The organism is Halomonas fontilapidosi (genome assembly GCF_014192285.1).
Lineage (GTDB): Bacteria > Pseudomonadota > Gammaproteobacteria > Pseudomonadales > Halomonadaceae > Halomonas > Halomonas fontilapidosi.
On record NZ_JACHXQ010000002.1, the window covers coordinates 476881 to 501542 of the forward strand.

The window sequence follows — 24662 nt, forward strand, 5'->3', positions numbered from 1 at the left end:
ACCGGAGGAGGTGACCGCTCATGTTTCTCGACAATCGCCAGGTGGCGATGGACAGTGCCCTCGAGGCGATGGCCGACAGCATCGACTATTTTCAGGACAATCTGGAGCGCCTGCGCCCTTCGCTGCGCGACACCCTGAAACCGCACTACGAGGGCCGGGCGAAATGTATGCACGAGCTCCAGGAGCTGTCGCGCAAGCACCTCAACCTGCTGCCCCGCGACGCCGACGTCGAGCGCGATGACTACATGTGGCTGTGGAGCCGGCTGAAAAGCTTCGTGGGCAACGAGAGCCAGGTGGTGATCGGCGAGCTTCTGGAGCAGGAGCGGGTGCTGATGCAGTCCCTGTCGACGCTGTTTACCCATCCCCTGCCCGAACCGATCGAGCCGATCATCGAGGAGTGCTGGAAGGGCTGCCGCGCGCTGATTCGCGAGCTGTATCGCCTTCAGAAGCAGCGTCAGAAGCGTTGAACACCTCCGGCGGGAGCAGCAGACGGTCACGCTCTCGCGGCATGATCTGCAAGGGCTCCAGCGGTCCCAGAAAGTGCGGCTGTCGCTCCCACAGGTAGAGATCCCCCAGCGTGGCCACCCGCGCCACCCACTCGCGCAGCTTGAGCCGCCAGACCCCGTCCGTGGCAGTCTCTGCTGCCGCACAGCCCATCACCTCGAGCCCCAGCGCCTCGCCGATGAACAGCGCCCGCGGCAGATGCCAGCCCTGAGTAATCAGCAGCGCCCGCTCCACGCCGAACACGTCTCGTGCCCGCGCCAGCGTATCGAAGGTACTGAAACCGGCATAGTCCAGGGTCATGTCCTCATCGCGCACGTCGCGTCCGCGCAGGTCACGCCACATGGTCACGGGCTCGTTATAGTAGCGGGTGCTGTTGTCACCGGAGATAAGCAGGTGGTCGACCCGTCCGAGATGGATCAGGTGGGCAGCGGCGCCCATGCGCCCCTCGAAGTGCGGATTGCGCGCCCCGCTGCGGGTCCAGTGAGAGGTGCCGAAGACGATGCCCACGGGTTCGCTGCCGCATTGCGCCAGCTCGCTCTCGATCTTTCCCTGGGTGCGACCCAGCACATAGACGTTGGCCAGCACGAACAACAGCGCCGCCAGGAGCGCAAGCGCCCCCAGCACCATCAGTACCGCCTTGAAGACCTTCCAGAATGGCCGGTGCATCACGCTCCCCGGAAGAGTCGCTAGAACATTCCCAGTTCCAGCTTGGCCTCGTCGCTCATCATCTCACGACTCCAGGGGGGGTCGAAGACGATCTCGGTGTGAACCTTGCTGATCTGCGGGGCGCCGAGGATCTTGTTGCGGGCATCGGCGGCAATCACGTCACCCATGCCACAGCCGGGCGCGGTCAGCGTCATGCGGATAGTGACGATGCGCTCGCCGCTGATCAGCCGCTCGATGCGACAGCCATAGACAAGCCCCAGATCGACGATGTTCACCGGAATCTCGGGGTCGAAGCAGGTGCGCAGCTGATCCCACACGAACTGCTCGATCTCGTCATCCGAGGCATCCTCGGGCAGGGTCGGGCGTGGCAGCGCCTCGAGCCCCAGGGCATCGAGGTTGGCCCCCTCGATCAGGTAGAGACGCCCTTCGAAGCCGACGCTGACCGTGCTGCCCTTGGCCTGCATCACGCTGACGATACTGTCTTCCGGCAGCGTCACGGTCTTGCCGAAGGGAATGGAGATTGCCGCCACGTCACGCTGCAGAGGCAACTCCTGCCCCTTGTGGAGGGTGGCAATCTGCTCGATATCGCTCATATCGCTCCTTGATAGGCTTCAGCGCAGCATGCCGACGACGCGCTCGAGACCCTCGACGAAGACCTCGATCTCCTCGGGCGTATTGTAGGCGGCGAACGAGGCTCGGCAAGTGGCATCCAACCCGAACTGGGCCAGCAGCGGCTGGGCGCAGTGATGGCCGGTGCGGATCGCCACCCCGAGCTGATCGATCAGCAGCCCAATGTCCTGAGAGTGCGCCCCGTCGACCACGAACGACAATACGCCGGCCTTGTCGGGGGCGGTACCGAGGATGCGCAGGCCCTCGATGCTGCGCACGCCTTCGGTGGCGTGCTCGAGCAGTCTCGCCTCCCAGGCACCGATCAGCGACAGGCCGATCTGCTGGACCCACTCCAGGGCGCGCCCCAGGGCAATCACCTCGGCGATGGCCGGGGTACCGGCCTCGAACTTGTGCGGGATGTCGGCAAAGGTAGTCGGCGTCTCGAAGGAGACCGTGCGGATCATCTCGCCGCCGCCTTGCCAGGGCGGCATCGCCTCGAGCAGCGCCGCCTTGCCGTAGAGCACCCCCACCCCGGTCGGCCCATAGACCTTGTGACCGGAAAAGGCATAGAAGTCGGCATCGATGTCCTGCACATCGATGGCCTGATGGGGTGCAGCCTGGGCACCGTCGATCAGGATTCGCGCGCCGTGCTCGTGGGCCACCTGGGTCATCTCGCGCACCGGGTTGACGGTGCCGAAGGCGTTGGAAACATGGTTCACCGCCACCAGCCGCGTCCGTTCGGAGATCAGGTCGCGATAGGCCGTCATGTCCAGCACGCCGCGCTCGTCCACCGGGATCACCTTGATCGCGAACCCGAGCTCGCCGGCCAGCAGTTGCCAGGGCACGATGTTGGAGTGGTGCTCGAGACGCGAGATCAACACCTCGTCACCGGGACCAAGGTGGGTTCGCCCCCAGCTGTTGGCCACCAGGTTGATCGCCTCGGTGGTACCGCGGGTAAAGACGATCTCGCGGGCCTCGCCCGCGTTGAGGAAGGCGCGCACCGTCTCACGGGTCCCCTCGAAGGCCGCCGTAGCCTCGTCGGCCAGGGTATGTAGCCCGCGGTGGATGTTGGCGTTGTAGCGCCCATAGTACTCGTCGAATGTCGCGATCACCTGACGCGGGGTCTGGCTGGTGGCGGCATTGTCCAGGTAGACCAGCGGCTTGCCGTGGACAACCCGATCAAGGATCGGGAAGTCGCGTCGCACCTTTACCACATCCAGCGTCAGGTCGCTGAAGTCGGCCATGGATCACTCCTCGCTCAGGGCAGCGGCGGTTTCCACCAGACCGGCCAGGTTGAAGCGCTCGGGAAGCTTGCCCGCCACGGCCAGCTCGACCCGCTCGGCGATGGCGTCGAGACCGACCTGCTCCAGCACCTCACCGGCAAACGCCAGGGTCAGCAAGCCACGGGCTGTCTGCTCGTCGATACCGCGGGTGCGCAGGGCGAACACCGCCTCCTCGTCGAGCTGGCCGGTGGTGGTGCCGTGGGAACACTTGACGTCGTCGGCGTAGATCTCGAGCTCGGGCTTGGCATCGATCTCGGCGCGATCGGAGAGCAGCAGGTTGGCGTTGCTCTGGAAGCCTTCGATCTTCTGGCTGTCGCGCTTGACCACCACCTTGCCGTTGAACACGCCATGGGCGCGATCGTCGAGAATGCCCTTGTAGTTCTCGTTGGAGAACGTCAGGGGGGCATTGTGGTTGGCCAGGGTATGGTTATCCACATGCTGCCGCCCCTGGCCGTAGAAGAGGCCATTGAAGTTGGCCTCGGCTCCCTCGCCGTTGAGCTCGGTGATCAGGTCCGTGCGAACCAGGCCACCGCCCAGGTTCAGGTTGAACGAGGTGTAGCGGCTATCGCGTGCCTGTTCGACGTGGATGCTCGACACGTGCAGGTCGGCCAGCGGCGCCTCCTGCAGCTTGTAGTGGGTCAGGATCGCGCCGCGGTCGAGAATGACCTCCTCCACCAGGTTGGTGAAGTTGGCGGCCTGCTCCTCGCCCACGTGATGCTCGATCACCGTGGCCTGGCTGCGCCCGGCCATCTCGATCAGGATGCGGGGATGACTCATCGCCGGCGCCTCGCCCGCGCGGGAGAGGAACTGCAGGATGATCGGCTTCTCCACCACGGTGCCCGGCGCCAGGCGCAGCACGGCGCCCTCTTCCATAAAGGCGGTGTTGAGCGCCGCGAAGGGCGAGAATTCAACACCGGTGAGCCGCCCCAGGGGACCGCCCACCGCCTCGTGGTTCTCCTCGAGCGCCCGGGAGAGCGGCACCAGCTGAGCGCCGGCGGGCAGGTCGTCCAGCGTCGACAGGGCCGGCGCAAAGACGCCATCGACAAAGGTCAGACGGTGGGCCTCGATCGGCAGGGTCAGCCGCGCCGCCGTGGCCGGCGAGAAGTCGGCATTCGTGGCCAGCTGAAAATCGCCGCGGGCGATGCCGCGCACGTCGGTGTACTTCCACGCTTCGTCACGGCGGGTCGGGAAACCCAGCGCCTCGAAGCGGGCCGCGCCCGCCTGTCGCCGGGCGGCGATCCAGGTCGGCTCGGGGCCTTGGGCTTCCGCTCGCCCGGCAGCGTGCTCGCCCAGCCGCTCGAGGAAGCGTTGCACGTCGCTCTGCACGTCACTCATGCGGCGGTCTCCTCCTGTACCCAGTCGTAGCCACGGCTCTCGAGCTCGCGGGCCAGCTCGGCGTCACCGCTCTTGGCGATGCGGCCGTCGACCAGCACGTGAACGCGATCCGGCACGATGTAGTCGAGCAGGCGCTGGTAGTGGGTCACCAGCAAGATGGCGCGATCCTCGGCGCGCAGCGAGTTGACGCCATCGGCAACCACCTTCATGGCGTCGATGTCGAGGCCCGAGTCGATCTCGTCGAGCATCGCCAGCTTCGGCTGCAGCACCAGCATCTGCAGGATCTCGTTACGCTTTTTCTCGCCGCCGGAGAAGCCTTCATTGACGGCACGCTGCAGGAAGCTGGTGTCCATCTTCATGGACGCGACCTTTTCCTTGATCAGCTTCATGAACTCCGGTGCCGGGATCTCGCCCAGGCCCTGCGCTTCACGCTGGGCGTTCAGAGCCGCCTTGAGCAGGTAGATGTTCTTCACCCCCGGGATCTCGACCGGGTACTGGAAACCCAGCAGCAGGCCGGCCCGGGCCCGCTCCTCGACCTCCATCTCCAGCACGTCCTGGCCCTCGTAGGTGATCGAACCCTGAGTCACCTCGTACCCCTCCTTGCCGGCGATCACCGCCGAGAGGGTCGACTTGCCGGCCCCGTTGGGGCCCATGATGGCGTGGACTTCACCGGCGTTGATGGTCAGGTCCAGACCCTTGAGGATCTCGGAACCCTCGACCGTGACGTGCAGATCCTTGACTTCGAGCATGTTGACACCCTTTGATTCGTTTCGCGCCGCCGCGGCGGCATCGGGAGATTCGTTGATCGGTTCCGCTAGGGCGGCTTAGCCGACGGCGCCTTCGAGCGTGACATTCAGCAGCGCCTCGGCCTCCACGGCGAACTCCATCGGCAGCTCCTGGAAGACATCCTTGCAGAAGCCGTTGACGATCATGCTCACCGCATCTTCCTCGGAGATGCCCCGGCTCTGGCAGTAGAACAGCTGGTCCTCACCGATCTTGGAGGTGGTCGCCTCATGCTCGACGGTGGCCGTGCTATTGCCGATCTCCTGGTAGGGGAAAGTGTGGGCGCCGCAGGTATCGCCGATCAGCAGGGAATCGCACTGCGTGAAGTTGCGCGCGCCCTTGGCCCTTGGCCCCACTTTCACCAGGCCGCGATAGGACTGGTTGCTGCGCCCGGCGGAGATGCCCTTGGAGATGATGCTCGAGCGAGTGCCCTCGCCGATATGGATCATCTTGGTGCCGGTGTCGGCCTGCTGACGGCCGTTGGTCACCGCCACGGAGTAGAACTCACCGATGCTGTGCTTGCCGCGCAGCACGCAGGACGGGTACTTCCAGGTGATGGCGGAACCGGTCTCGACCTGGGTCCAGCTGATACGCGAGCGGTCACCGCGGCAGTCGCCACGCTTGGTCACGAAGTTGTAAATACCCCCCTTGCCATCCTCGTCGCCGGGGTACCAGTTCTGCACCGTGGAGTACTTGATGTAGGCATCCTCGAGCGCTACCAGCTCGACCACCGCCGCGTGCAGCTGGTTCTCGTCACGCTGCGGCGCCGTGCAACCCTCCAGGTAGGAGACCTGAGCGCGGCTCTCGCAGATGATCAGGGTACGCTCGAACTGGCCGGTGTTGGCAGCGTTGATGCGGAAGTAGGTGGAGAGCTCCATGGGGCAGGTCACCCCTTCCGGCACGAAGACGAAGGAGCCGTCGGTGAACACCGCCGAGTTGAGCGCCGCGAAGTAGTTGTCGCCTTGCGGCACCACGCTGCCCAGGTACTGCTTGACCAGCTCCGGGTAGTCGCGGATCGCCTCGGAGATGGAACAGAAGATCACGCCCGCCTCGTGGAGCTTCTCCTTGAAGGTGGTGGTCACCGAGACGGAGTCGAAGACCGCATCCACCGCCACGCCGGCCAGGGCCGCCCGCTCGTGCAGGGGAATGCCCAGCTTCTCGTAGGTCTCGAGCAGCTTGGGATCGACCTCGTCGAGGCTCTGGGGCTTGTCCTCCTCACGCTTGGGCGCGCTGTAGTAGGAGATCGCCTGGTAGTCGATGGGCGGGTAGTCCAGATGTGCCCAGGAGGGCGACGTCATCTTCAGCCACTGGTGGTAGGCCTTGAGGCGCCACTCCAGCATCCACTCCGGCTCGCCCTTCTTGTTCGAGATGAAAGCGATGGTGCTCTCATCCAGGCCGGGCGGTACCGTGTCGCTCTCGATGTCGGTCACGAAACCTTCCTTGTACTCGCGACGGACAAGCTGTTCCATTTCCTGACTTGCCATGATGTATCCCCTCCCGGGCGGTTGGGTCGGCGAGCAAGGCTCGCATCGGGTAGTGAAATGCTCGGAAATCTCAGGCCTCGGCGGCCAGACTCACACTCTGTATGGGCAATTGCACCGGCAGCTTGATCGGGCTGGTGTCGGCGAGGTGGGCCAGGGTCACGCTGTCCAACAGGGTGCGAATGGCCAACGAGACCCGCTGCCAGTTGTCAGCGACCCCACAGGTGGCGGCCAGATCGCAGTCGCCATCGGCGTGACTGCATTCGGTCATCGCCACCGGCCCTTCGATGGCCGAAATGATGTCGGTGGCGGTGATACGCGATGCGGGGCGTGCCAGGGAATATCCTCCCTGGGCGCCGCGACGTGACTCGAGAAGACCGGCGCGGACCAGCATCTTCAGGGTCTTGCTGACCGTGGGATGGGGAAGCTGAACCGCGTCGGCAAGCTCCGCGGCAGCATGGGGCTGCTCAGGATGCCGGGCGATCTGCGCCATCACCACGGCGGCGTAATCGGTCAGCCGCGAAAGCTTGAGCAAGGCCGGACTCCCCAGGGGATGCATCCCCTCCTGTTCAATTGAGGACCATTTTAGTCCTGTATCATTTTGATGTGAAGACCTGGCGCCCAATCGAACGGATCCCGGCACGTTTGCGGACGTTATCGGCAAAATAACAATAATCACTCTCATTTAAGGAGGCTATCAGGCGCCCTCGGACGCCGGTAAGGCATCAGCACTGCCAATTCTTACCATTGCGCATCCTCATCCATGGAAAAACAAAGTGATAGGCAGCTCTGATAAGCTGCAAAGCCTCGCAGGGGCAGCACGTGGCCCCGCGCCCCTTCCCGCGACAAGGTCACATACCCGACGCACAGAGCCGTCGTCAGGCGGCTATGCTTGCCAAGGGACAGGGCTTGCAAGGAGAAACGACTTGGAACTGATTCAGTACGCACTGGACAACATCGACCTCTTGGCCACGCGCACCGTGGAACACATCGCGCTGGTTGGCGTGGCCGTCGGTATCGCCACTCTGACCGGAGTACCGATCGGCATCGCCATCACCAAGAACGAGCGCATGGCCCAGGCCGTGCTCTATGCCGCCTCGATCATTGTCACCATTCCGTCGATTGCGCTGTTCGGCATCATGATCCCGGTGCTCTCGCTGATCGGTCAGGGCATTGGCTATCTGCCGGCGGTGATCGCCGTGCTGCTCTATTCCCAGCTGCCGATCATCCGCAACACCTATACCGCGATCAACAACGTCGATCCGGCGTTGCGCGAGGCCGCCCGGGGGATCGGCATGAGTCCCAACCAGCGCCTGCGCCTGGTGGAGATTCCCCTGGCGGTGCCGGTGATCATGGCCGGGGTGCGCACGGCCGTGGTGCTCAACATCGGCGTGATGGCGATTGCCGCCTATATCGGCGCTGGCGGCCTGGGCACCTTCATCAGCCGCGGCATCTCCCAGTCCGACCCGCGCCAGCTGATCGTTGGCGCCGTGGCGGTGAGCCTGCTGGCGATCATCGTCGACTACACCCTGCTCTACGTTCAGAAGCGCCTGACGCCCCGCGGCATGGAACTCGACACCTCCACCGCCTGATAGCGAGCCCCTGACGACCGAGACGACAAGGACACCCGAATGATCCAACTCGATAACCTGACCAAGGTCTTCGACACGCCCAAGGGCGCCGTGGTCGCCGCCGACCACATCAGCATGGACGTCCCCAGCGGCGAGATCTGCATCCTGCTCGGCCCCTCGGGTTGCGGCAAGACCACCACCCTGAAGATGATCAACCGCATCGTGAAGCCGACCTCCGGCAAGGTGTTCATCAACGGCGAAGACACCACCGGCATGAACACCCAGGATCTGCGCCGCAACATCGGCTACGTGATCCAGCAGATCGGACTGTTCCCCAACATGACCATCGAGGAGAACATCACGGTGGTGCCCAAGCTGCTGGGCTGGAACAAGGCCCGCTACAAGGAGCGTGCTCGAGAGCTGATGGCGATGATCTCCATGGAGCCCGATGCCTTTCTCAAACGCTTTCCCAGCGAGCTTTCCGGCGGCCAGCAACAGCGCATCGGGGTGGCCCGGGCGCTCGCCGCCGACCCGCCGGTGATGTTGATGGACGAACCCTTCGGCGCCATCGACCCCATCAACCGGGCGGTGATCCAGGACGAGTTCCTCAAGATGCAGCAGGAACTGAAGAAGACCATCATGTTCGTCAGCCACGACATCGACGAGGCGATCAAGATGGGCGATCGGGTGGCGATATTCCGCGAGGGCAAGCTAGTGCAGCACTCCGCGCCCGACGACCTGCTGGCCGCGCCGAAGAACGCCTTCGTCGAATCCTTCCTCGGCGAGGACCGTGCGCTCAAGCGCCTCAACCTGGTCAAGGTCAAGGATGTGGTCTCCGACGAAATCGCCACGGTCAAGCCCGGCGACACCCTGGAGACGGCACTGGCGCGCATCGACGACTACGGCTACCAGAACGCCATCCTGATGGTGAACGACCAGCGCCAGCCGGTTGGCCTGATCACCCGGGCCAAGGCACGCACCACCAAGGGCTACTGCCGGGACCACTTCGAGAATGTGCCGGCCACGGTGACTCTGGAGGACGACCTGCGCAAGGTCGCCTCGCTGATGTTTTCCCAGGATGCCACCTGGCTACCCTGCGTGGATGATGACGGACGGGTCTGCGGCCAGATCACCCAGCGCGCCATGACCCACCATCTGGGGTCACGCTTCCGTGCCCGCGAGGCAGCTGCCCGGAATCCCGACAGCACCGTGGAGGAGTGAGCCGATGCCGATCCAGAGCCTGAATGGGGCCCTGCGCGCACTCCTGCTGGTGGCGATCTTCTTCGCCGGGGTATGGAGCCAATCAAGCGGGGTCATCGAAGACTTCCTGTGGTACCTGCCCGACGTGCAGTACCTGGCCGTCCAGCACCTGTGGCTGACGGCGATTTCCGGCGGCCTGGCGATTCTGGTGGCTATCCCGCTGGGGGTCGTGCTGTCGCGCCCGAGCATGGCCCGCTGGGCGGAATCGCTGATGCAGGTGCTCAATGTCGGCACCACCATCCCGACCCTGGCGGTGCTGGCGCTGTCGATGAGCTTCCTGGGTATCGGCACGGTGCCGGCGGTCTTCGGGCTGTTCGTCGCCACCCTGCTGCCGATCACCCGCAATACCTATGCCGGGCTCAAGGGCGTGGACCCCGCGCTGATGGAGGCGGCCGCCGGCATCGGCATGTCGGCGACCCAGCGCCTGCTGCGGGTGGAACTGCCTAACGCCCTCTATGTGATCTTCGCGGGCATGCGTACCGCCCTGACCATCAACGTAGGCACCGTGCCGCTGGCCTTCCTGATCGGTGCCGGCGGGCTGGGGGAGCTGATTTTCACCGGCATCGACCTGTACGACCCCGTGATGATGCTGTCCGGCGCCATTCCCACCGCGCTGCTGGCGATCGTCGTCGATGCCCTGATCGCCACCGTCGCCTTCCTGGTGGTGCCACGCGGGGTCAATCCGGCACGGGCCTGATCGTTCGACCCGTGCTAGACCATTTGACATCACAAGGAGAAGCACCCATGAAACGTCTGATGACCACCCTCTCCGGCCTGGCCCTGGCCGGTGCCATGACCACCGCCGGTGCCGCCGAGATCACCGTCGGCGGCAAGAACTTCACCGAGCAGCAGATTCTCTCCAACATGACCACCCAGTATCTGGAGGGCCTGGGCTACGATGTGGAGAATCGTGCCGGCATGGGCTCTGCCGTGCTGCGCCAGGCGCAGGAGAACGGCCAGATCGATCTCTACTGGGAGTACACCGGCACCTCGCTGATCAACTACAACGATGTCACGGAACGCCTCGGGCCCGAAGAGACCTATGAACGCGTCAAGGAACTCGACGCCGAGAAGGGCCTGGTGTGGCTAGAACCGTCCGCGGCCAACAACACCTACGCGCTGGCCATGCGGGAAGAGGACGCCGAGGAGCGCGGCATCGCAACCCTCTCCGACCTGGCCCAGGCGGTCAATGAGGGTGAAGACCTGACCTTCGCCCTGAACGCCGAGTTCTATGCGCGCGAAGACGGCTGGCGGCCGCTGCAACAGGCCTATGACTTCCGCGTCGACCGTGAAGATGTCAAGCGCATGGATTCCGGCCTGGTCTATCCGGCCCTGCGCGACGGCGATGTCGAAGTGGGCCTGGTCTTCGCCACCGACGGCCGCATCCCGGCCTTCGATTTCCGCGTGCTCGAGGACGACCAGGGCTACTTCCCGGCCTACGCCCTGACCCCGGTCGTGCGCGAGGAGACCCTCGAGGCCAATCCCGAGCTGGCCGAGCAGATGAACACCCTCTCCGGCCTGCTCGACGACGAGACCATGGCCGAGCTCAACGCGCGGGTCGACGTCGAGCGCAAGACCATCGAGGACGTGGCCCAGAACTTCCTCGAGAACAACGACCTGCTGTGACCAGGCCATGACATGCCACAGACCCGCTCCCTAGGGAGCGGGCATTTTCTATCAAGGGCTAATGCGATTCTATGCGACACATCTTGAAAACAGTCATGACCGGCACCGTGATGGCTGCCACATCAGTGATGGCGCAAGCCGAGACAATTACCGTCGGCGGCAAGAACTTCACCGAACAGCTGATCCTGGCCGACATGACGGTCCAGTACCTCGAGGCCAAAGGCCACGATGTCGATGAGCGCTCGGGAATGGGAACGTCCGTGCTTCGTCAGGCTCAGGAAAGCGGGCAGGTAGACCTGTATTGGGAGTACACCGGCACCTCACTGATCAGCTATAACAAGGTGACCGAGAAGTTAACACCTGAACAAACTTATCAGCGCGTCAAGGAACTCGATGCCAAGAAAGGCCTAGTGTGGCTTGAGCCCTCCGAGGCCAACAACACCTACGCGCTGGCCATGCGCGAGGACCATGCGAAAGAGCTCGGCATCAGCTCTATTTCTGACCTTGCCAAAACCATCAATTCAGGCAATGAATTGGTACTCGCTTCTAATGCCACGTTCTACTCCCGTGATGATGGGCTCCGCCCGATGCAGAATACCTATGGTTTTGAGTTCGGCAGACGCAATGTCAAGCGTATGGACCAAGGGCTCACCCTCTCTGCGCTTGACCAGGGTGAAGTCGACGTAGCCATGACCACCGCAACCAATGGCCGAATCCCGGCACTGGACTTGACGGTACTGAAAGACGACCGACAATTCTTTCCCGATTACGCCCTGACCCCGGTGGTGAGCGAGGAGACCCTCGAGGCCAACCCGGAGCTGGCCGAGCAGATGAACACCCTCTCCGGCCTGCTCGACGACGAGACCATGGCCGAACTCAATGCGCGGGTCGACGTCGAGCGCAAGACCATCGAAGACGTGGCCCAGAACTTCCTCGAGAACAACGACCTGCTGTAAACGTTCCCACCCTGACTGGCAGGCCAGTCATTGACGATGCACACAAGGCCGCCCACGGGCGGTCTTCGTGTCTGTGACCCGAGACCGACACCGAGCTTACGATGACCGCCTACCCTGCGTCCGTGGACTGGATCCGCGATGCCGATCTTGCCGCCTTCGACCCTGCCCTGGTCCACCAGGCCAAGCGCTGCCTGCTGGACCTTTGTGGCGTGGCGGCGGGCGCAACGCGCACCGAGCTTGCCGACATGGCTCGTCGCTTCGTGACCACGCAGCACGGCGGGGATCAGCCTCTGCTCTTCGCCGCCGGACGGTCCTCGCCGACCGGCGTGGCCTTGCACGGTGGCTGGCTGATCGACGCCCTGGACGCCCATGACGGCCAGGTATTGACAAAGGGACACGCCGGTGTCGCGCTGCTGCCGGGCCTGATCGCCCTGCCCGAGGCAAGGCACCTCTCCGGCCGTGACTTCCTTGGCCTGTTGATCCTGGGCTACGAAGTGGCAACCCGGGCAGGTATCGCCCTGCACGCCAGCAGTCCCGACTACCACACGTCCGGGGCCTGGAACGCCCTGGGCGTGGCCGCCGTGGCCGGCCGACTGATGGGTCTCGACCCTGACCGCCTGCATCATGCGCTGGGTATTGCCGAGTTCTATGGACCTCGCAGCCAGATGATGCGCTGCATCGACCACCCCACCATGCTCAAGGATGGTTCCGGCTGGGGCGCCATGACCGGTATCTCCGCGGCCCTTCTGGCGCGAGACGGCTTCACTGGCGCTCCCGCGCTGACCATGACCGCCCCGCAGGTCGAGGCGGTGTGGGGCGACCTGGGTCAACGCTGGTACCTTCATGAACAGTACTTCAAGGCCTATCCGGTGTGTCGCTGGGCCCAACCGGCAGTGGAGGCGGTTTTGACCCTGCGCGAGCGGGTCGACGACCCGAGCACCATCTCACGTATCGAGGTTGTGACCTTTCACGAAGCCAGGCGGCTGCATGTGGTGCACCCGGTCTCCACCGAGCAGGCCCAGTACAGCCTGCCCTGGTCGGTAGCCTGCGCCCTAGGCCGCGGCACCCTGGATGCCGAGGCCGTCACCGCCTACGACACCCCGGAGCTGCGCAAGCTCGCCTCGCGGGTCGAGATCATAGAAAGTGACGCCTTCAACGCCTGCTTTCCCGCCGAGCGCTGGGCGACAGCACGGCTCCATCTGAACGACGGCCAGATCGTCGAGAGCATGCCCTGCGAGGCCCGCGGCAACCCCCACAACCCGCTCTCCGACAAGGAGCTCACCGCCAAGTATCATGCGCTCGCCGACCCCTTGCTCGGCGACCGGACTGCCACGCTGTACGACACTGTCATGACCCTGGAGGAGCGCCCGGCTAGCGACCTGCTGGGACTGCTGACATCGGCCGAGGCCGATTGACCCGAGGCGGGCGGGCATCGACGCCCGGCCCCCACCTCGCTAGCATGAGGCAAAATTGCTGGAGAGCCCCAACCATGCACTATCAGGACCGCTTGCGCGTCGGCGCCGCCCAGATCAACGCCACGCTCGGCGACGTGGATGCCAACCTGTCCCAACATCTCGACACTATCCGGGAGGCCTGCGCCCTGGGCATCGAGCTGCTGGTCTTTCCCGAACTATCGCTGACCGGCTACGGCCTTGGCAGCCGGGTGATGCAGGTGGCGATGCCGCTGGAAGACCCGCGCCTGCGCGAGCTGGCGCTGGCCTGCCAGGAGATGCAGACCGTGGTGGGTTTCGTCGAGGAAGCCAGCCCGGGCGAGTATTACAACGCGCTCGCCATCCTCCAGGACGGCGAGATAGCCGCCGTGCACCGCAAGCTGAACCTGCCCACCTACGGCGGCCTCGAAGAAGGCAAGTGGTTTACCCACGGCAGCCAGCTCACCAACACCCCCGTGCGCCCCGGCTGGTCGGCCACCCAGCTGATCTGCGCCGACCTGTGGAATCCGGCATTGGTGCACGCCGCGCTGTTGTCGCGTCCTACAGTGCTCTGCGCGCCGATCAACTCGGCCTCGGGCATCGTTAGTGACGACTTCTCCAACGAGCAGAACTGGGCGCTGAACGTGCGCTTCTACGCCATGACCTACGGCACGCCGGTGATCATGGCCAATCGCTTCGGACCGGAGAACGGCAGCCACTTCTGGGGCGGCTCGCGCATCCTCGGCCCCCGCGGTGAACTGCTCGCCGAGGCCGAGGACGGCGAGATGCTGATCACCGCCGAGATGTCACGCACCGCCATTGCCCGAGCCCGTTTCGAACTGCCCACCCACCGCGATGCCGATACGCCGCTGGTGCGCGAGCTGATGGCCGGCTACCGATGAGCGGCCTCGGTGGAGAGAGGTGATGCGCCAGGGCCCGGTCACGGTCTTCGGCGGCACCGGCTTTCTGGGTAGTGCCGTTGTCCGCGAATTGGTCGAGACCGGCCGCGCGGTGCGCATCGCCAGCCGGCACCCGGCCCTGCCCGCCTGGCTCGAGGACGGTGACCCGGTGGAGCTCGTCACTGCCGATATTCGTGACGAGGCGAGCATCGACGACGCCCTCAAGGGCGCGAGCGCCGTGGTCAATGCCGTCAGCCTCTATGTGGAAACACGCGAGGCCAGCTTCGAGACCATCCATGTCGCGGGTGCCGGGCGACTGGCCAGCCGGGCGCGGGCGGCAGGCATTGACCGGCTGGTGCTGGTCTCGGGGATCGGCTCTCGTCGCGACTCGGCCTCGGCCTACGTGCGGGCCCGCGCCCGGGGCGAGGACGCGGTACTCGAGGCCATGCCCAAGGCGATCATCGTGCGACCCAGCGTGCTGTTCGGCCCGGGTGATGCGTTTCTCTCCGGCCTGGAGGGCTTGACCCGGCTGCCGCTGATTCCGCTTTTCGGTCGCGGCACGACCCGGCTTCAGCCGGTGTACGTGGCTGACGTGGCGCGCGCCATCGCCCGACTCACCGGCCATCCCGGCACCGAACGCCGCCTCTTCGAACTCGGCGGCCCCGAGGTGCTCAGCTATCGCGAGATTCTCGAGATGCTGCTCGCCCACCTGCAGCGCGAGCGGCCCCTGGTGCCCCTGCCATTCCCGGTCTGGCGGCTGATGGCAGCGCTGGCCGCCTGGTTGCCCGGGCCACCGCTGACCCGTGACCAAGTGATCCTGATGCAGCGCGACAACGTCGCCGACAGCGACGTCGGCGGCTTCGAGGACCTGGGCATCCTGGCCCATTCGCTGCGCGAGAGCCTGCCGAACTGCCCAGGATCTTCCGGCTCCTGACCCATCTTCCTCGCCAGAGTCGGAACCCAGCGTCTATGCTGCAAAGCATGAAACTCTTTACCCTGAATCCCAGCAGAGCGTTCGGCGAGAAGGTGGCCAAGGAACTTGGCATCTCGCTGGCCGAACACGAGGAACGCGACTTCGAGGATGGCGAGCACAAGGCGCGACCGCTCGAAAGCGTGCGCGGCGAAGATGTCTTCGTGCTGCAGAGCCTCAACGGCGACCCGACGCAAGGGGTCAACGAGCGACTCTGTCGGCTGCTGTTCTTCCTGGGCGCCGTCCGCGATGCGGGCGCTCAGCGAGTTACCGCCGTGATCCCCTATATGGCCTATGCCCGCAAGGACCGCCGGACCAAGTCCCGCGACCCGCTGACCTCGCGCTATATGGCCATGCTGCTCGAGGCCATGGGCATCGACGCCGTCATGACCCTCGATGTGCATAACCCCGCGGCCTTGCAGAATGCCTTCCGTTGCCCCACCCATACGCTGGACACGCGCCGGCTGTTCGCCGATTACATGCGAGATCGCTGCGGCGATGGCCCGGTGGTGGTGGCCTCCCCCGACCCGGGCGGCGTGAAGCGCGCCCAGGGCTTCAGGGAGATGCTCGAGCCCATGCTGGGTCGCGAGGTCGGCTCGGCCTACATGGAGAAGCGCCGCAGCGAGGGCAAGGTCAGCGGCACCCTGCTGGCCGGCGAGGTCGAGGATGCTACCGTGCTGGTCGTGGATGACCTGGTCAGCTCGGGCGGCACCCTGCTGCGCGCCGCGCAGGCCTGCCTGGAGCGAGGCGCAAAACGGGTCTATGGCCTGGCGGCACATGGGCTCTTCGTCGGCGATGCTGACCAGGTCGTCAGTGACCCACAACTGACGAAGCTGATCGTTACCGACACGGTCCCGCCAACCCGCCTCGATGCCGAGGTGGTCGACCAACACCTGGAAGTGGTCAGCGCCGCCCCGCTCTTTGCCGAGGCGATCCGCCGCGTTCACGAGAATGGCTCGCTGACCGAACTGCTCGAGGGCCCGGGGTAATGGCAGCAGTTCGCGAGTGGCCGGAGTATCCGGCACATCTCCTGCTAGTCGAGTTCGCGACACGCCCTTAGCCCCAGTGCCAGGTACTCCCTGGCCCGGGGCTCCCACTTGTCCGGCGTGCGCGGGTTCGGCTCGAGCAGGTGGGCGAGCGACAGGCGGGCCCTGAGACAGGCACGATACGCCGTATAGAAGGCCAGCAGTCGCCTGTCGGGCCGGTCCTGGAGAATGTCGGCACACTCGCTGACCAGACACTCGCCTATCCAGGCGGCCCCGAGTCGCTGGCACTCGAGCCCCAGAAAACAGAGTTCGTCGAAGGGGTCCACCAGCCGCAGGGGCCGGCTAAATTCGAGGCAATCGATGATCACCGGCGGATCGGAAAGACACACATGCTCCGGACGCAGGTCACCATGCCCCTCGACGATCCGCCCCTGGCGAGGACGATTGCCCAGCAGCTCAGGCGCCTCCTCGAGCAGGCGATCGAGACGCTCGAGCATGGACGCCACGCCGTCACCCGCCACGGAGAATTGGCGGTCCGCGATGACCTCACGGTTCCTGTCGAGTTCGCGCTGGAAGCGTTCCAGGTAGGTGTCGACCGACATCTCGACGGGCTCGAGCCCCTGGTAGAAGGTTGCTAGCCGCCGGGCGACCCGAAGGATCCGGTCTCTGGTGACATCCCCCCGCGACAGCGCCACATCCAGCATGAGGTGCTCGGGTAGCCGCTTCATCACCACCAGCCAGTCGACTACCGGCCCCTCACCTTCCAGCACAAGGCCGCCATGATCATCGAGCCGTAACGCTGCCACCCCGAGATAGACATCCGGGGCCAGGCGGCGGTTGAGGCGCACCTCCTCGTGGCAAAGCATCTCGCGGTCGCCCAGAAAGTGGCAGTCACGATGGGTGTACTCGACGGGCTTCTTGAGCTTGTAGACGCGCTCTCCCACCAGAAAGACCCAGGCCATATGGGTCTCCACGACATCCACTTCGCCCGCGAACCCGGAGTAAGCCCGAGCGCTCGACAGGAACGCGACCTTGTCCCTGAGTGAGACGTCGTTGGCAGCCGCGGCAGCGTTGTGGGAAGAATCCTTGGCCATGAGTCCTCTACTCCCGACATGGCGAGAGCGTATCACACCTTCTTGACGAACCCGGACGTGCGCTTCATCAATCCGACCTCATGATCACCGCCGTCCCCGTCGATCATCGCCGACGCGCGCCCATGGCGGTATGCTCCGGGGAAGCATCACCGACAGCAAGGAGAGAGGATGAAGATCGCGATCATGGGCAGTGGCGGCGTGGGGGGCTACTTCGGCGCTCGTCTGGCACAGGCTGGCGAAGAGGTCACCTTCATAGCCAGGGGCGAGCATCTGGCGGCCATTCGCCACCACGGCCTGGCGCTGTCGAGCATCGAGGGCGATGTAACGCTCGACGCGGCAAGAGCCACCGACGACCCGGCCGAGGTGGGCGTCGTGGACGCGGTGATCGTGGCGGTGAAGGCCTGGCAGGTTGGCGAGGCCGCGGAGGCGATCAGGCCGATGGTCGGACCCAAGACCCTGGTGCTGCCACTGGAGAACGGCGTCGAAGCGGCCGACATCCTGGCCGACGTGCTCGGCGCGGCGCCAGTGCTCGACGGCCTGTGCGGCATCCTCGCCTGGCGAGAGAGCCCGGGCCGCATCCGTCATGCCGGCGTCGCGCCCTTCGTGCGCCTGGGCGCCCGACACCGCGGTCAGGACGACGCCGCCCGGCGCCTGCGGGACGCCCTGCAGCGTGCCCCGGGCGTCAGCGCCGAGATGCCGGATGACATCCAGGCCGCGGTATGGAGCAAGTTCCTGTTCATCTGCGCGATGAGCGGTATCGGCGCCGTCACCCGCGCGCCCATCGGGGTGACCCGCGCCCTCCCCGAAACGCGCTCGCTGACCGAGCGCCTGCTCGCCGAGATCGAGGCGGTGGCCCGGGCCCGAGGCGTGAACCTGCCGGAGGATGCGGTGACGCGCGCCCTGGCATTCATCGACTCGCTGCCAGCCGAGAGCACCGCCTCCATGCAGCGCGACATCATGGCAGGGCGTCCCTCGGAACTGGATGCCCAGAACGGCGCCGTGGTGCGGCTGGGTCGCGAGGTCGGCGTCGCCACCCCGATCAACGACATGATCCATGCCGCCCTTCTACCCCAGGAGCGAGCGGCACGCGGCGGCGAGCCCCCCGCGTGAACCGACCTTCGTCGCCCACTGGCCGGGGCCGCCGTGGCTGCCTTCTCCCGCCATGTCCTGCGCGGCGACCCGCTGTTACCCTTGCGGGCCCTGCCGCATCGCCACAGGAGGCACCCGATGACCCGGCCACGCATCACGCTTGATGTCTTCAGCGACTACGTCTGTCCTTTCTGCTATCTGGAAGCCCCTGAGCTCGATGCCCTGGCCCAGCGGTTCGGTGGCGAGGTGGCCATCCGCTGGCGCGCCTTCGAGCTGCGCCCCGAGCCCGAGCCGACCCTCGATCCGGATGGCGATTACCTGCACGACGTCTGGCAACGCGCCGTCTACCCCATGGCCGCGGAGCGCGGCATGACCCTGCGCCTGCCCCGCCTCCAGCCCCGTTCGCGGCTGGCCCACGAGACCGCGGCCTGGGCGGAAACGCAGGAAACGGCCCGCCCCGGAGCCACCGGCGCCATGCGTTCGGCGCTGTTCCGTGGCTTCTTCGAGGAGAGCCTGGACCTCGCCGACCCCGAGGCACTCGTCCGGGTAGCGCAGAGGCTCGACCTGGATGGCCAGGCCTTGCGCCGGACGCTGGCGCAGGGCGATTTCCGCTCACAGGTAGAAGCAGATCAGCAGACCGCCCGGGAACTCGGTATCGGCGGCGTGCCGGGCCTGCGCTTCTCGCTGGACGGCGAGCACGCCGGCGTGCTCGAGGGCGCCCAGCCACGCCGTCAGCTGTTCCTGGCGATGGAACGTCTGCTCGACGCCATACGCTAATATGACGGGCCACTCTCCCGCCCCGCTGCCGTTACCCTGATATGCTGTTGTGAGGTCTGGCTGGTGCATTGCGCACAATGGGGAGTCTTACAGTGGCCAAACAGAACAGCGTGATCGCCTTCTACGACGAGCGGATGCTCGCCCATGAGCCGAATATCGACGTCCCCTTCCTGCCCGGACGCATGGACAAGCGAGTCCGCTCATTGCTGTCGGGGCTGGGGGTGCCCTGGAAGTATCCCGAACACCCCGCTCGGCTCTCCGCCATCCGGCACCTGCTGGAACTCGAACCGGTCCCCGGTGTGACCTTCGAGGCCGGCATGCCGGCAACTCGCGAGCAGCTGGGGCGCGTCCATACCAGCTCCTATCTGGACAGCATCTACCACCTGCGCGGGAAAAGCGCCTGGCTGGATGTGGACACCACGGCGGTGTCGCCCGGCAGCGTCGAGGCGGCGGAAGTGGCTGCCGGCACGGCAGTCGCTGCCGTCGAGGCGGTAGTGGCGGGACGCGCCGAGAGCAGCTTCGCGCTAGTCAGGCCCCCCGGTCATCATGCCGAACCGGTCCGCGCCCGCGGCTTTTGCCTGTTTAACAATGTGGCGGTCGCTGCCGCCCATGCCAGGGCGGCGCTGGGATGCCAGCGGGTCATGATCATCGACTGGGATGCCCATCATGGCAACGGTACCCAGGACATCTTCTGGGCCGACCCGGATGTGCTGTTCTTCGATATCCATCGTGCCTCTCCCTTCTATCCCGGCACGGGAAGTCTCGAAGAGGTCGGGGTAGGCCTCGGGGATGGCACCAACGTCAATGTACCCCTGCCTGCCGATGCCGGTGACATCGCCTATCTCAAGGCGTTCCGCGAGATTCTGGTACCGGCGGCCGAGTGGTTCCGTCCCGACCTGATCCTGGTCTCGACAGGGTTCGACCCCCACAGCCATGACCTGGCGCTGAATGTGTCCTATGACGGTTTTTCCGCCATGACCGGGATCCTGCAGAGCCTGGCACGCCGGCAGTGTGGAGGAAGGCTGGTCTTCGTGTTGGAAGGCGGCTACAACCTGATATCGCTATCGCGCGGGGTCAGGTCAGTGCTTCAGGTGCTCGCCGGCGACGAGCCCCACGAGCCCGGCCTGCGCGGCCTTGCCGAGGTGGAGGCCGCAGCGGCCTTCCATCGCAGCGCCTTCGTCGCCGAACCGGATGCGTCGGACACGCAATCCGACGCCGGTTCGGACGAACCATCGGGCGCGACATGAATTCAACGGCGTCACCGCTCGCCTGGCCACGCTAGCGCCCCTGTCAAACAACGGGTGATGTCGACCGTCGTCGTACGCCGGTTCCTACCCGCCCACTGGCTCTCAAAGGAAAGGAGTGCCCGGGACAACCGCCAAGGGTTACTTGACCTCGACCTTGCGGCGGTTGGCCTTCTTGCGTTTCGGCAGGGTTAGCTCGAGGACGCCGTTCTTGAAGCTGGCCGCCGCCTTGTCACCGTCGATCTCGCTGGGCAGTGAGACCGTCCGCGTAAAGGAGCCGCGGGAAATCTCGGAGTGGACGTATTCGTCCTGCTCTTCCTTGCTCTCCTCGCGGTGGTCGCCCTTGATGGTCACCGCACCGTCGGTCACCGAGACATCCAGCTCGTCGCGCTCGAAGCCCGGCACCTCGGCACGCACCACGACTTCGGCATCGCGTTCGATGACGTCGACCTTCGGCATGCCCTTCTCGAAGGCGGCGAAACGTTGCCAAAGGGGGTTCTGCTCCCAGCGTGAGGGCATTCCACCCCGATCGAAGAGCGTATCGAGCATGCGCTCGAACTCCCGGAACGGACTCATCGACCGGGCTTCCGCCGGTTGGGAAGGTGTCTCGGTGGAGACCGGAACATCCTTGGACGATTTCTTGGCCATGACGGTGACTCCTCTCTTGCTGGTCAGGAATACAGGTCGAAGATGACGAGGTCAGCAGGTGCATCCTGATGCCACGAATGCCGTGCCTCGTGCGACGCCGCCTCATCATCAAGCGTAGTCCAGCCCTGCCCGACCGACTTGACCCAGATCAGCCGGCATCGCCACATGCACGATGGCCACACCGCGCTACTCGCCGATGTCCTCGTGCCACAGCTCGGGCGAGGCGGCGATGAAGTCCTCCATCAGCGCGATGCACTCGGGCTCCTGCAGCACCTCGACCTCGACGCCGCGCTCCTTCAACAGCGCCTCCTCGCCCAGGAAGGTGCGATTCTCACCGATCACCACCTTGGGGATGCCGTAGAGCAGGATGGCACCGCTGCACATCGAACAGGGCGAGAGGGTGGTATAGAGGATGCTCTCACGGTAGGCCTCGGCCGGGTGGCGTCCCGCGTTCTCCAGCGCATCCATCTCGCCGTGGAGCACCGCACTGCCCAGTTGCACGCGACGGTTGTGGCCGCGGCCGATGATCACCCCTCGATGCACCAGCACCGAGCCGATGGGGATGCCGCCCTCATCGCGCCCGTGGCGGGCCTCTTCGAACGCGGCATGCATGAAGCGATCCATTCACTGACTCCCTTGCGTGACGGTGCGGCCCAGCTTACGTTACCACCCCCGGCCCTCGCCATCGCCGTGCCATGTTGCGCCGATTCGCCAGGCATTAGCGGTCAGCATCGCAACGTTGGATCCCTGGCCGGCGCCGAGCGTTAACGTCACGGCGCCACGCCGAACAGTGACTGCGCCAGGTGGCCGGTGAGAAACGCCAGCCCCGCGGCGGCCCCGCCGATCAGCAGGGTCCGCAGCCCCGACTTGAGCAGCGGCTGGTGATAGACCAGGCTCTTGCCCATGCCGATCAGGAAGAACATCAGCCCGGCCACCGCCAGGCTCGTCAGGAATTGCCGAGTGGTATCCAGCCCCGGCACCGCATAGGGCAACAGCGGCATGGCGCCCACCATCAGGAAGGCGACGAAGGTGGCCAGCGCCGAGCGCATCGGGCTCAACCCCACGGTCTGCAGGCCGTGCTCCTCGGCGACCATGGTTTCCACCCAGGTCTCGCGGTTGCTGCAGATGGTCTCGACCACCTGCTCCAAGACCTCCCCCTCGAACCCCTTGCGCCGAAAGATCTGACGGATCTCCTCGCGCTCCCCCTCGGGCACCACATCGATATGGTGATTCTCGCTGCGACGCACACCGTCGACGTGCTCACGCTGGGCCTGGATTGCCTCATAGTTGCTGACCGCCATGCTGAAACCGTCTGCCAGCAGATTGGCAACGCCCAGCACCAGCGCCACCGTGGACGAGAAGCCTGCACCGAAGGCACCGGAGACCACCGCGAAGGTGGTCACGCAGCCATCGATGCCGCCGAGGATGGCATCGGGCAGGTGTCGGAGCCTCGAGGGGGCGCGCAGCCGTTTCTCGATCACTTCCGGGCGATGTTCGTGTTCCAGCGCCTCACGCCGCCGATCGTTCATGGGGCCTCCCATCGCTGCGTGATGCATCCTGGCCCAAGCTTGGCACAACCGGCCCGAGACGGGTAAGACCCGGCACCGACGTCCCCTTCCCGAAGGATGCACCATACTGACAGCGTAAAACGGCACGGCGAGGCATCGGCATGACCCATGACACGCTCAACGGCCCCTTCCGCCACCGCTACCTGAGCCATGAGGCGCTGACCCGCCAGCTCGAGAGCTGGGCCCGAGACCACCCGCAGCTGGCGCGTCTGGAGAGCATCGGCACCAGCCAGCAGGGACGCGAACTCTGGGTGCTGACTGTCGGCCACGAGCCCGACAGGCGGCGCCCCGCAGTCTGGGTGGACGGCAACATGCACGGCACCGAGCTGGCCGGCTCCAGCGTGGCCCTGGCCGTGGCGGAGATGGTCCTGGCCCTGCACCTGGACCCCGCGTTGCTTCCCGGGGGGTGGCCAGAGCATCAGTGCCGAGCGCTGCGCGAGGTGCTGTTCTACATCTGCCCGCGACTCTCGCCGGACGGTGCCGAACAGGTACTGAGCCAGGGTGGCTTCGTGCGCTCCGCGCCTCGGCGCACCGCCGGCAGTCCCGACTGTCCCCGCTGGCACGCCGAGGATCTGGAGGGCGACGGCCGCTGTCGTTACCTGCGCCGACATGACGAGGCGGGCGACTTCGTCGCATCCCCCGACCATCCGGGGCTGATGCTGCCGCGCCGGGTGGAGGATCCGCCGCCCTACTGGCGGCTCTACCCCGAAGGGGTGATCGAGCACTGGGACGGCGAGACGATCCCTGATCCCGACTGGCTGGTCGACACCCCGGACTTCAACCGCAACTTCCCCTGGGGCTGGCGGCCCGAACCGGAACAGGTTGGCGCCGGCCACTATCCCGGTGACGCGCCCGAGACCCGGGCCGTCATCGACTTCGCCCTCGCCCACCCGAACCTCTACGCCTGGCTCAACCTGCACACCTTCGGTGGTGTCTTCATCCGTCCGCCGGTCGATGCCCCGGACAGCGACATGGACCCACAGGACCTCGCGCTCTACCGTCAGCTGGCCGCCTGGGGCCAGTCGTTCACCGGCTACCCCACGGTGAGCAGCTACGAGGAATTCAGCTACCAGCCCAAGACCCCGCTGCATGGCGATCTCATCGAGTTCGCCTATCACCAGCGCGGCTGCGTGGCCCAGGTGTGCGAGCTCTGGGACCTCTTCCAGCGCCTCGGCCTGCCGCGTCCCGAGCGCTTCATCGACCACTACACTGCCCTGGACCGCGAGCAGATGGAGCGGCTGGCGCAATGGGACCGGATCAGCAATGGCCAGCGGCTGTTCGGTGACTGGCGACCGCTGACGCATCCCCAACTGGGCGAGGTGGAGGTCGGCGGGCTGGACGCGAGCCTCGGTATCTGGAACCCGCCGCCGGAAATCCTGCCGGCGATCTGCGACGGCCTGGCGGCCTACTGGCTTCAGGTCGCCTCAATGATGCCGCGGCTGGTGATCGAGGCGGTGCACTGCACGCCGCTGGCCGAGGGTGTCCATGCGCTGGCCGTGACGGTGGCCAACCACGGCTACCTGCCGAGCTATGGCGTCCAGGCTGCCCAGGCGCGCCCCTGGAACAGCGGCGTGGAGGCCGAGGCCTGCACCCGAGACTGCTGGCTGCATGAACCCGACCGGGCCCGACGGGTGCTGGGGCACTTGGAGGGCTGGGGCCGTGGCCTCGGTGACGCCGCCCAGATGCCCTGGTTCCAGCGCTCCCGGGGCAACAGCCACCAGGCCCGTGTATGCTGGGTAGTCCTGGGCGAGGGCGAGGTGACCGTGCGGGTCGGCAGCCCGCGGCTGGGTGAGGTGCACCGCACGATCCCGATCCCCGCGGAGCCCGGTGCCACGGGCCCTGACTGAGCCGCCGCGACGCCTCACCCCATGCAGCGGGTCATG

At 65.7% G+C, this 24662-nt stretch carries 25 protein-coding genes; 14 read left to right on the forward strand and 11 right to left on the reverse strand.

Annotated features, from left to right (window positions below; translation table 11 throughout):
- Nucleotides 1-20: 20 nt before the first annotated feature.
- Complete coding sequence (locus FHR95_RS05850; protein ID WP_040187693.1) at nt 21-467, forward strand: hypothetical protein; 447 nt, start codon at nt 21-23, stop codon at nt 465-467.
- On the opposite strand, the gene FHR95_RS05855 is transcribed toward FHR95_RS05850, so the two are convergent.
- The 7 genes from FHR95_RS05855 to FHR95_RS05885 form a co-directional block, all read right to left on the reverse strand.
- Entirely contained in the window at nt 388-1170 is a 783-nt protein-coding gene (locus FHR95_RS05855; RefSeq protein ID WP_246378383.1) for a SanA/YdcF family protein, read from the reverse strand. The genes FHR95_RS05850 and FHR95_RS05855 overlap by 80 nt on opposite strands.
- A 20-nt stretch (nt 1171-1190) precedes the next feature.
- A complete protein-coding gene (sufT, locus tag FHR95_RS05860; RefSeq protein WP_040187695.1) occupies nt 1191-1763 on the reverse strand; it encodes a putative Fe-S cluster assembly protein SufT in 573 nt (190 codons plus the stop codon).
- An 18-nt stretch (nt 1764-1781) separates the two neighbouring features.
- Nucleotides 1782-3023 (reverse strand): cysteine desulfurase, encoded by a 1242-nt coding sequence (locus FHR95_RS05865; RefSeq protein WP_040187696.1) that lies wholly within the window; start codon nt 3021-3023, stop codon nt 1782-1784.
- 3 nt (nt 3024-3026) lie between these two features.
- Nucleotides 3027-4397: a Fe-S cluster assembly protein SufD gene (sufD, locus tag FHR95_RS05870; protein ID WP_040187697.1), complete on the reverse strand. Its 1371-nt coding sequence runs from the start codon at nt 4395-4397 to the stop codon at nt 3027-3029.
- Complete coding sequence (sufC, locus tag FHR95_RS05875) at nt 4394-5146, reverse strand: Fe-S cluster assembly ATPase SufC (RefSeq protein WP_040187698.1); 753 nt, start codon at nt 5144-5146, stop codon at nt 4394-4396. The genes sufD and sufC overlap by 4 nt, the downstream gene beginning before the upstream one ends.
- A 75-nt stretch (nt 5147-5221) precedes the next feature.
- A complete protein-coding gene (gene sufB / locus FHR95_RS05880; RefSeq protein ID WP_040187699.1) occupies nt 5222-6664 on the reverse strand; it encodes a Fe-S cluster assembly protein SufB in 1443 nt (480 codons plus the stop codon).
- A gap of 70 nt (nt 6665-6734) precedes the next feature.
- Entirely contained in the window at nt 6735-7196 is a 462-nt protein-coding gene (locus FHR95_RS05885) for an SUF system Fe-S cluster assembly regulator (RefSeq protein ID WP_040187700.1), read from the reverse strand.
- Between the two features lie 391 nt (nt 7197-7587).
- Here FHR95_RS05885 and FHR95_RS05890 point away from each other — a divergent pair, with 391 nt between their 5' ends.
- The 9 genes from FHR95_RS05890 (at nt 7588) to FHR95_RS05930 (ending at nt 16362) form a co-directional block, all read left to right on the forward strand.
- The gene (locus FHR95_RS05890; protein WP_183313692.1) at nt 7588-8253 is read left to right on the forward strand and encodes an ABC transporter permease; all 666 of its coding nucleotides are present in this window, start codon (nt 7588-7590) and stop codon (nt 8251-8253) included.
- A gap of 39 nt (nt 8254-8292) precedes the next feature.
- Nucleotides 8293-9453 carry an ABC transporter ATP-binding protein gene (locus tag FHR95_RS05895; RefSeq protein WP_183313693.1) on the forward strand — a complete coding sequence of 387 codons (1161 nt, stop codon included), beginning with the start codon at nt 8293-8295 and terminating at the stop codon, nt 9451-9453.
- A 4-nt stretch (nt 9454-9457) separates the two neighbouring features.
- The gene (locus FHR95_RS05900) at nt 9458-10189 is read left to right on the forward strand and encodes an ABC transporter permease (protein WP_040187703.1); all 732 of its coding nucleotides are present in this window, start codon (nt 9458-9460) and stop codon (nt 10187-10189) included.
- A 47-nt stretch (nt 10190-10236) separates the two neighbouring features.
- Nucleotides 10237-11118 carry a glycine betaine ABC transporter substrate-binding protein gene (locus tag FHR95_RS05905; RefSeq protein ID WP_183313694.1) on the forward strand — a complete coding sequence of 294 codons (882 nt, stop codon included), beginning with the start codon at nt 10237-10239 and terminating at the stop codon, nt 11116-11118.
- A gap of 95 nt (nt 11119-11213) precedes the next feature.
- The gene (locus tag FHR95_RS05910; protein WP_425485266.1) at nt 11214-12074 is read left to right on the forward strand and encodes a glycine betaine ABC transporter substrate-binding protein; all 861 of its coding nucleotides are present in this window, start codon (nt 11214-11216) and stop codon (nt 12072-12074) included.
- A gap of 101 nt (nt 12075-12175) precedes the next feature.
- Nucleotides 12176-13489: an MmgE/PrpD family protein gene (locus FHR95_RS05915; protein WP_183313696.1), complete on the forward strand. Its 1314-nt coding sequence runs from the start codon at nt 12176-12178 to the stop codon at nt 13487-13489.
- Between the two features lie 74 nt (nt 13490-13563).
- Nucleotides 13564-14406: a nitrilase-related carbon-nitrogen hydrolase gene (locus tag FHR95_RS05920; protein WP_183313697.1), complete on the forward strand. Its 843-nt coding sequence runs from the start codon at nt 13564-13566 to the stop codon at nt 14404-14406.
- 22 nt (nt 14407-14428) lie between these two features.
- Nucleotides 14429-15337: a complex I NDUFA9 subunit family protein gene (locus FHR95_RS05925; RefSeq protein ID WP_183313698.1), complete on the forward strand. Its 909-nt coding sequence runs from the start codon at nt 14429-14431 to the stop codon at nt 15335-15337.
- Nucleotides 15338-15384: 47 nt separating this feature from the next.
- On the forward strand, nt 15385-16362 hold the full coding sequence (locus FHR95_RS05930; protein WP_179862064.1) for a ribose-phosphate diphosphokinase: 978 nt from the start codon (nt 15385-15387) through the stop codon (nt 16360-16362).
- 44 nt (nt 16363-16406) lie between these two features.
- Here FHR95_RS05930 and FHR95_RS05935 read toward each other — a convergent pair whose 3' ends face one another.
- Complete coding sequence (locus FHR95_RS05935; RefSeq protein WP_221199218.1) at nt 16407-17453, reverse strand: hypothetical protein; 1047 nt, start codon at nt 17451-17453, stop codon at nt 16407-16409.
- Between the two features lie 168 nt (nt 17454-17621).
- Between FHR95_RS05935 and FHR95_RS05940 the strand changes: the two genes are divergently transcribed.
- The 3 genes from FHR95_RS05940 to FHR95_RS05950 all read left to right on the forward strand — a co-directional run bounded on the left by FHR95_RS05940 (nt 17622) and on the right by FHR95_RS05950 (nt 20566).
- Nucleotides 17622-18563, forward strand: a complete 942-nt coding sequence (locus FHR95_RS05940) for a 2-dehydropantoate 2-reductase (RefSeq protein ID WP_183313699.1) — start codon at nt 17622-17624, stop codon at nt 18561-18563.
- 117 nt (nt 18564-18680) lie between these two features.
- Nucleotides 18681-19319 (forward strand): DsbA family oxidoreductase, encoded by a 639-nt coding sequence (locus tag FHR95_RS05945; protein ID WP_183313700.1) that lies wholly within the window; start codon nt 18681-18683, stop codon nt 19317-19319.
- Nucleotides 19320-19411: 92 nt separating this feature from the next.
- Nucleotides 19412-20566, forward strand: coding sequence for a histone deacetylase (locus FHR95_RS05950; RefSeq protein WP_257125559.1), 1155 nt, complete (start codon nt 19412-19414; stop codon nt 20564-20566).
- 138 nt (nt 20567-20704) lie between these two features.
- On the opposite strand, the gene FHR95_RS05955 is transcribed toward FHR95_RS05950, so the two are convergent.
- The 3 genes from FHR95_RS05955 to FHR95_RS05965 all read right to left on the reverse strand — a co-directional run bounded on the left by FHR95_RS05955 (nt 20705) and on the right by FHR95_RS05965 (nt 22740).
- Nucleotides 20705-21211: an Hsp20/alpha crystallin family protein gene (locus FHR95_RS05955; protein WP_183313701.1), complete on the reverse strand. Its 507-nt coding sequence runs from the start codon at nt 21209-21211 to the stop codon at nt 20705-20707.
- A 186-nt stretch (nt 21212-21397) separates the two neighbouring features.
- Nucleotides 21398-21835 (reverse strand): nucleoside deaminase, encoded by a 438-nt coding sequence (locus FHR95_RS05960; protein ID WP_040187727.1) that lies wholly within the window; start codon nt 21833-21835, stop codon nt 21398-21400.
- A gap of 146 nt (nt 21836-21981) precedes the next feature.
- Nucleotides 21982-22740 carry a VIT1/CCC1 transporter family protein gene (locus FHR95_RS05965; protein WP_183313702.1) on the reverse strand — a complete coding sequence of 253 codons (759 nt, stop codon included), beginning with the start codon at nt 22738-22740 and terminating at the stop codon, nt 21982-21984.
- A 140-nt stretch (nt 22741-22880) separates the two neighbouring features.
- Here FHR95_RS05965 and FHR95_RS05970 point away from each other — a divergent pair, with 140 nt between their 5' ends.
- Nucleotides 22881-24626, forward strand: coding sequence for a M14 family metallopeptidase (locus tag FHR95_RS05970; protein ID WP_183313703.1), 1746 nt, complete (start codon nt 22881-22883; stop codon nt 24624-24626).
- The last annotated feature ends 36 nt before the right edge of the window (nt 24627-24662 follow it).

What these genes read in the sequence shown, in the direction of transcription:
- FHR95_RS05850 (WP_040187693.1), top strand. Translation starts at nt 21, where the DNA reads ATGTTTCTCGACAATCGCCAGGTGGCGATGGACAGTGCCCTCGAGGCG.
- FHR95_RS05855 (WP_246378383.1), bottom strand. Translation starts at nt 1,170, where the DNA reads ATGCACCGGCCATTCTGGAAGGTCTTCAAGGCGGTACTGATGGTGCTG.
- sufT (WP_040187695.1), bottom strand. Translation starts at nt 1,763, where the DNA reads ATGAGCGATATCGAGCAGATTGCCACCCTCCACAAGGGGCAGGAGTTG.
- FHR95_RS05865 (WP_040187696.1), bottom strand. Translation starts at nt 3,023, where the DNA reads ATGGCCGACTTCAGCGACCTGACGCTGGATGTGGTAAAGGTGCGACGC.
- sufD (WP_040187697.1), bottom strand. Translation starts at nt 4,397, where the DNA reads ATGAGTGACGTGCAGAGCGACGTGCAACGCTTCCTCGAGCGGCTGGGC.
- sufC (WP_040187698.1), bottom strand. Translation starts at nt 5,146, where the DNA reads ATGCTCGAAGTCAAGGATCTGCACGTCACGGTCGAGGGTTCCGAGATC.
- sufB (WP_040187699.1), bottom strand. Translation starts at nt 6,664, where the DNA reads ATGGCAAGTCAGGAAATGGAACAGCTTGTCCGTCGCGAGTACAAGGAA.
- FHR95_RS05895 (WP_183313693.1), top strand. Translation starts at nt 8,293, where the DNA reads ATGATCCAACTCGATAACCTGACCAAGGTCTTCGACACGCCCAAGGGC.
- FHR95_RS05900 (WP_040187703.1), top strand. Translation starts at nt 9,458, where the DNA reads ATGCCGATCCAGAGCCTGAATGGGGCCCTGCGCGCACTCCTGCTGGTG.
- FHR95_RS05905 (WP_183313694.1), top strand. Translation starts at nt 10,237, where the DNA reads ATGAAACGTCTGATGACCACCCTCTCCGGCCTGGCCCTGGCCGGTGCC.
- FHR95_RS05910 (WP_425485266.1), top strand. Translation starts at nt 11,214, where the DNA reads ATGACCGGCACCGTGATGGCTGCCACATCAGTGATGGCGCAAGCCGAG.
- FHR95_RS05915 (WP_183313696.1), top strand. Translation starts at nt 12,176, where the DNA reads ATGACCGCCTACCCTGCGTCCGTGGACTGGATCCGCGATGCCGATCTT.
- FHR95_RS05920 (WP_183313697.1), top strand. Translation starts at nt 13,564, where the DNA reads ATGCACTATCAGGACCGCTTGCGCGTCGGCGCCGCCCAGATCAACGCC.
- FHR95_RS05925 (WP_183313698.1), top strand. Translation starts at nt 14,429, where the DNA reads ATGCGCCAGGGCCCGGTCACGGTCTTCGGCGGCACCGGCTTTCTGGGT.
- FHR95_RS05930 (WP_179862064.1), top strand. Translation starts at nt 15,385, where the DNA reads ATGAAACTCTTTACCCTGAATCCCAGCAGAGCGTTCGGCGAGAAGGTG.
- FHR95_RS05935 (WP_221199218.1), bottom strand. Translation starts at nt 17,453, where the DNA reads ATGGCCAAGGATTCTTCCCACAACGCTGCCGCGGCTGCCAACGACGTC.
- FHR95_RS05940 (WP_183313699.1), top strand. Translation starts at nt 17,622, where the DNA reads ATGAAGATCGCGATCATGGGCAGTGGCGGCGTGGGGGGCTACTTCGGC.
- FHR95_RS05945 (WP_183313700.1), top strand. Translation starts at nt 18,681, where the DNA reads ATGACCCGGCCACGCATCACGCTTGATGTCTTCAGCGACTACGTCTGT.
- FHR95_RS05955 (WP_183313701.1), bottom strand. Translation starts at nt 21,211, where the DNA reads ATGGCCAAGAAATCGTCCAAGGATGTTCCGGTCTCCACCGAGACACCT.
- FHR95_RS05960 (WP_040187727.1), bottom strand. Translation starts at nt 21,835, where the DNA reads ATGGATCGCTTCATGCATGCCGCGTTCGAAGAGGCCCGCCACGGGCGC.
- FHR95_RS05965 (WP_183313702.1), bottom strand. Translation starts at nt 22,740, where the DNA reads ATGAACGATCGGCGGCGTGAGGCGCTGGAACACGAACATCGCCCGGAA.
- FHR95_RS05970 (WP_183313703.1), top strand. Translation starts at nt 22,881, where the DNA reads ATGACCCATGACACGCTCAACGGCCCCTTCCGCCACCGCTACCTGAGC.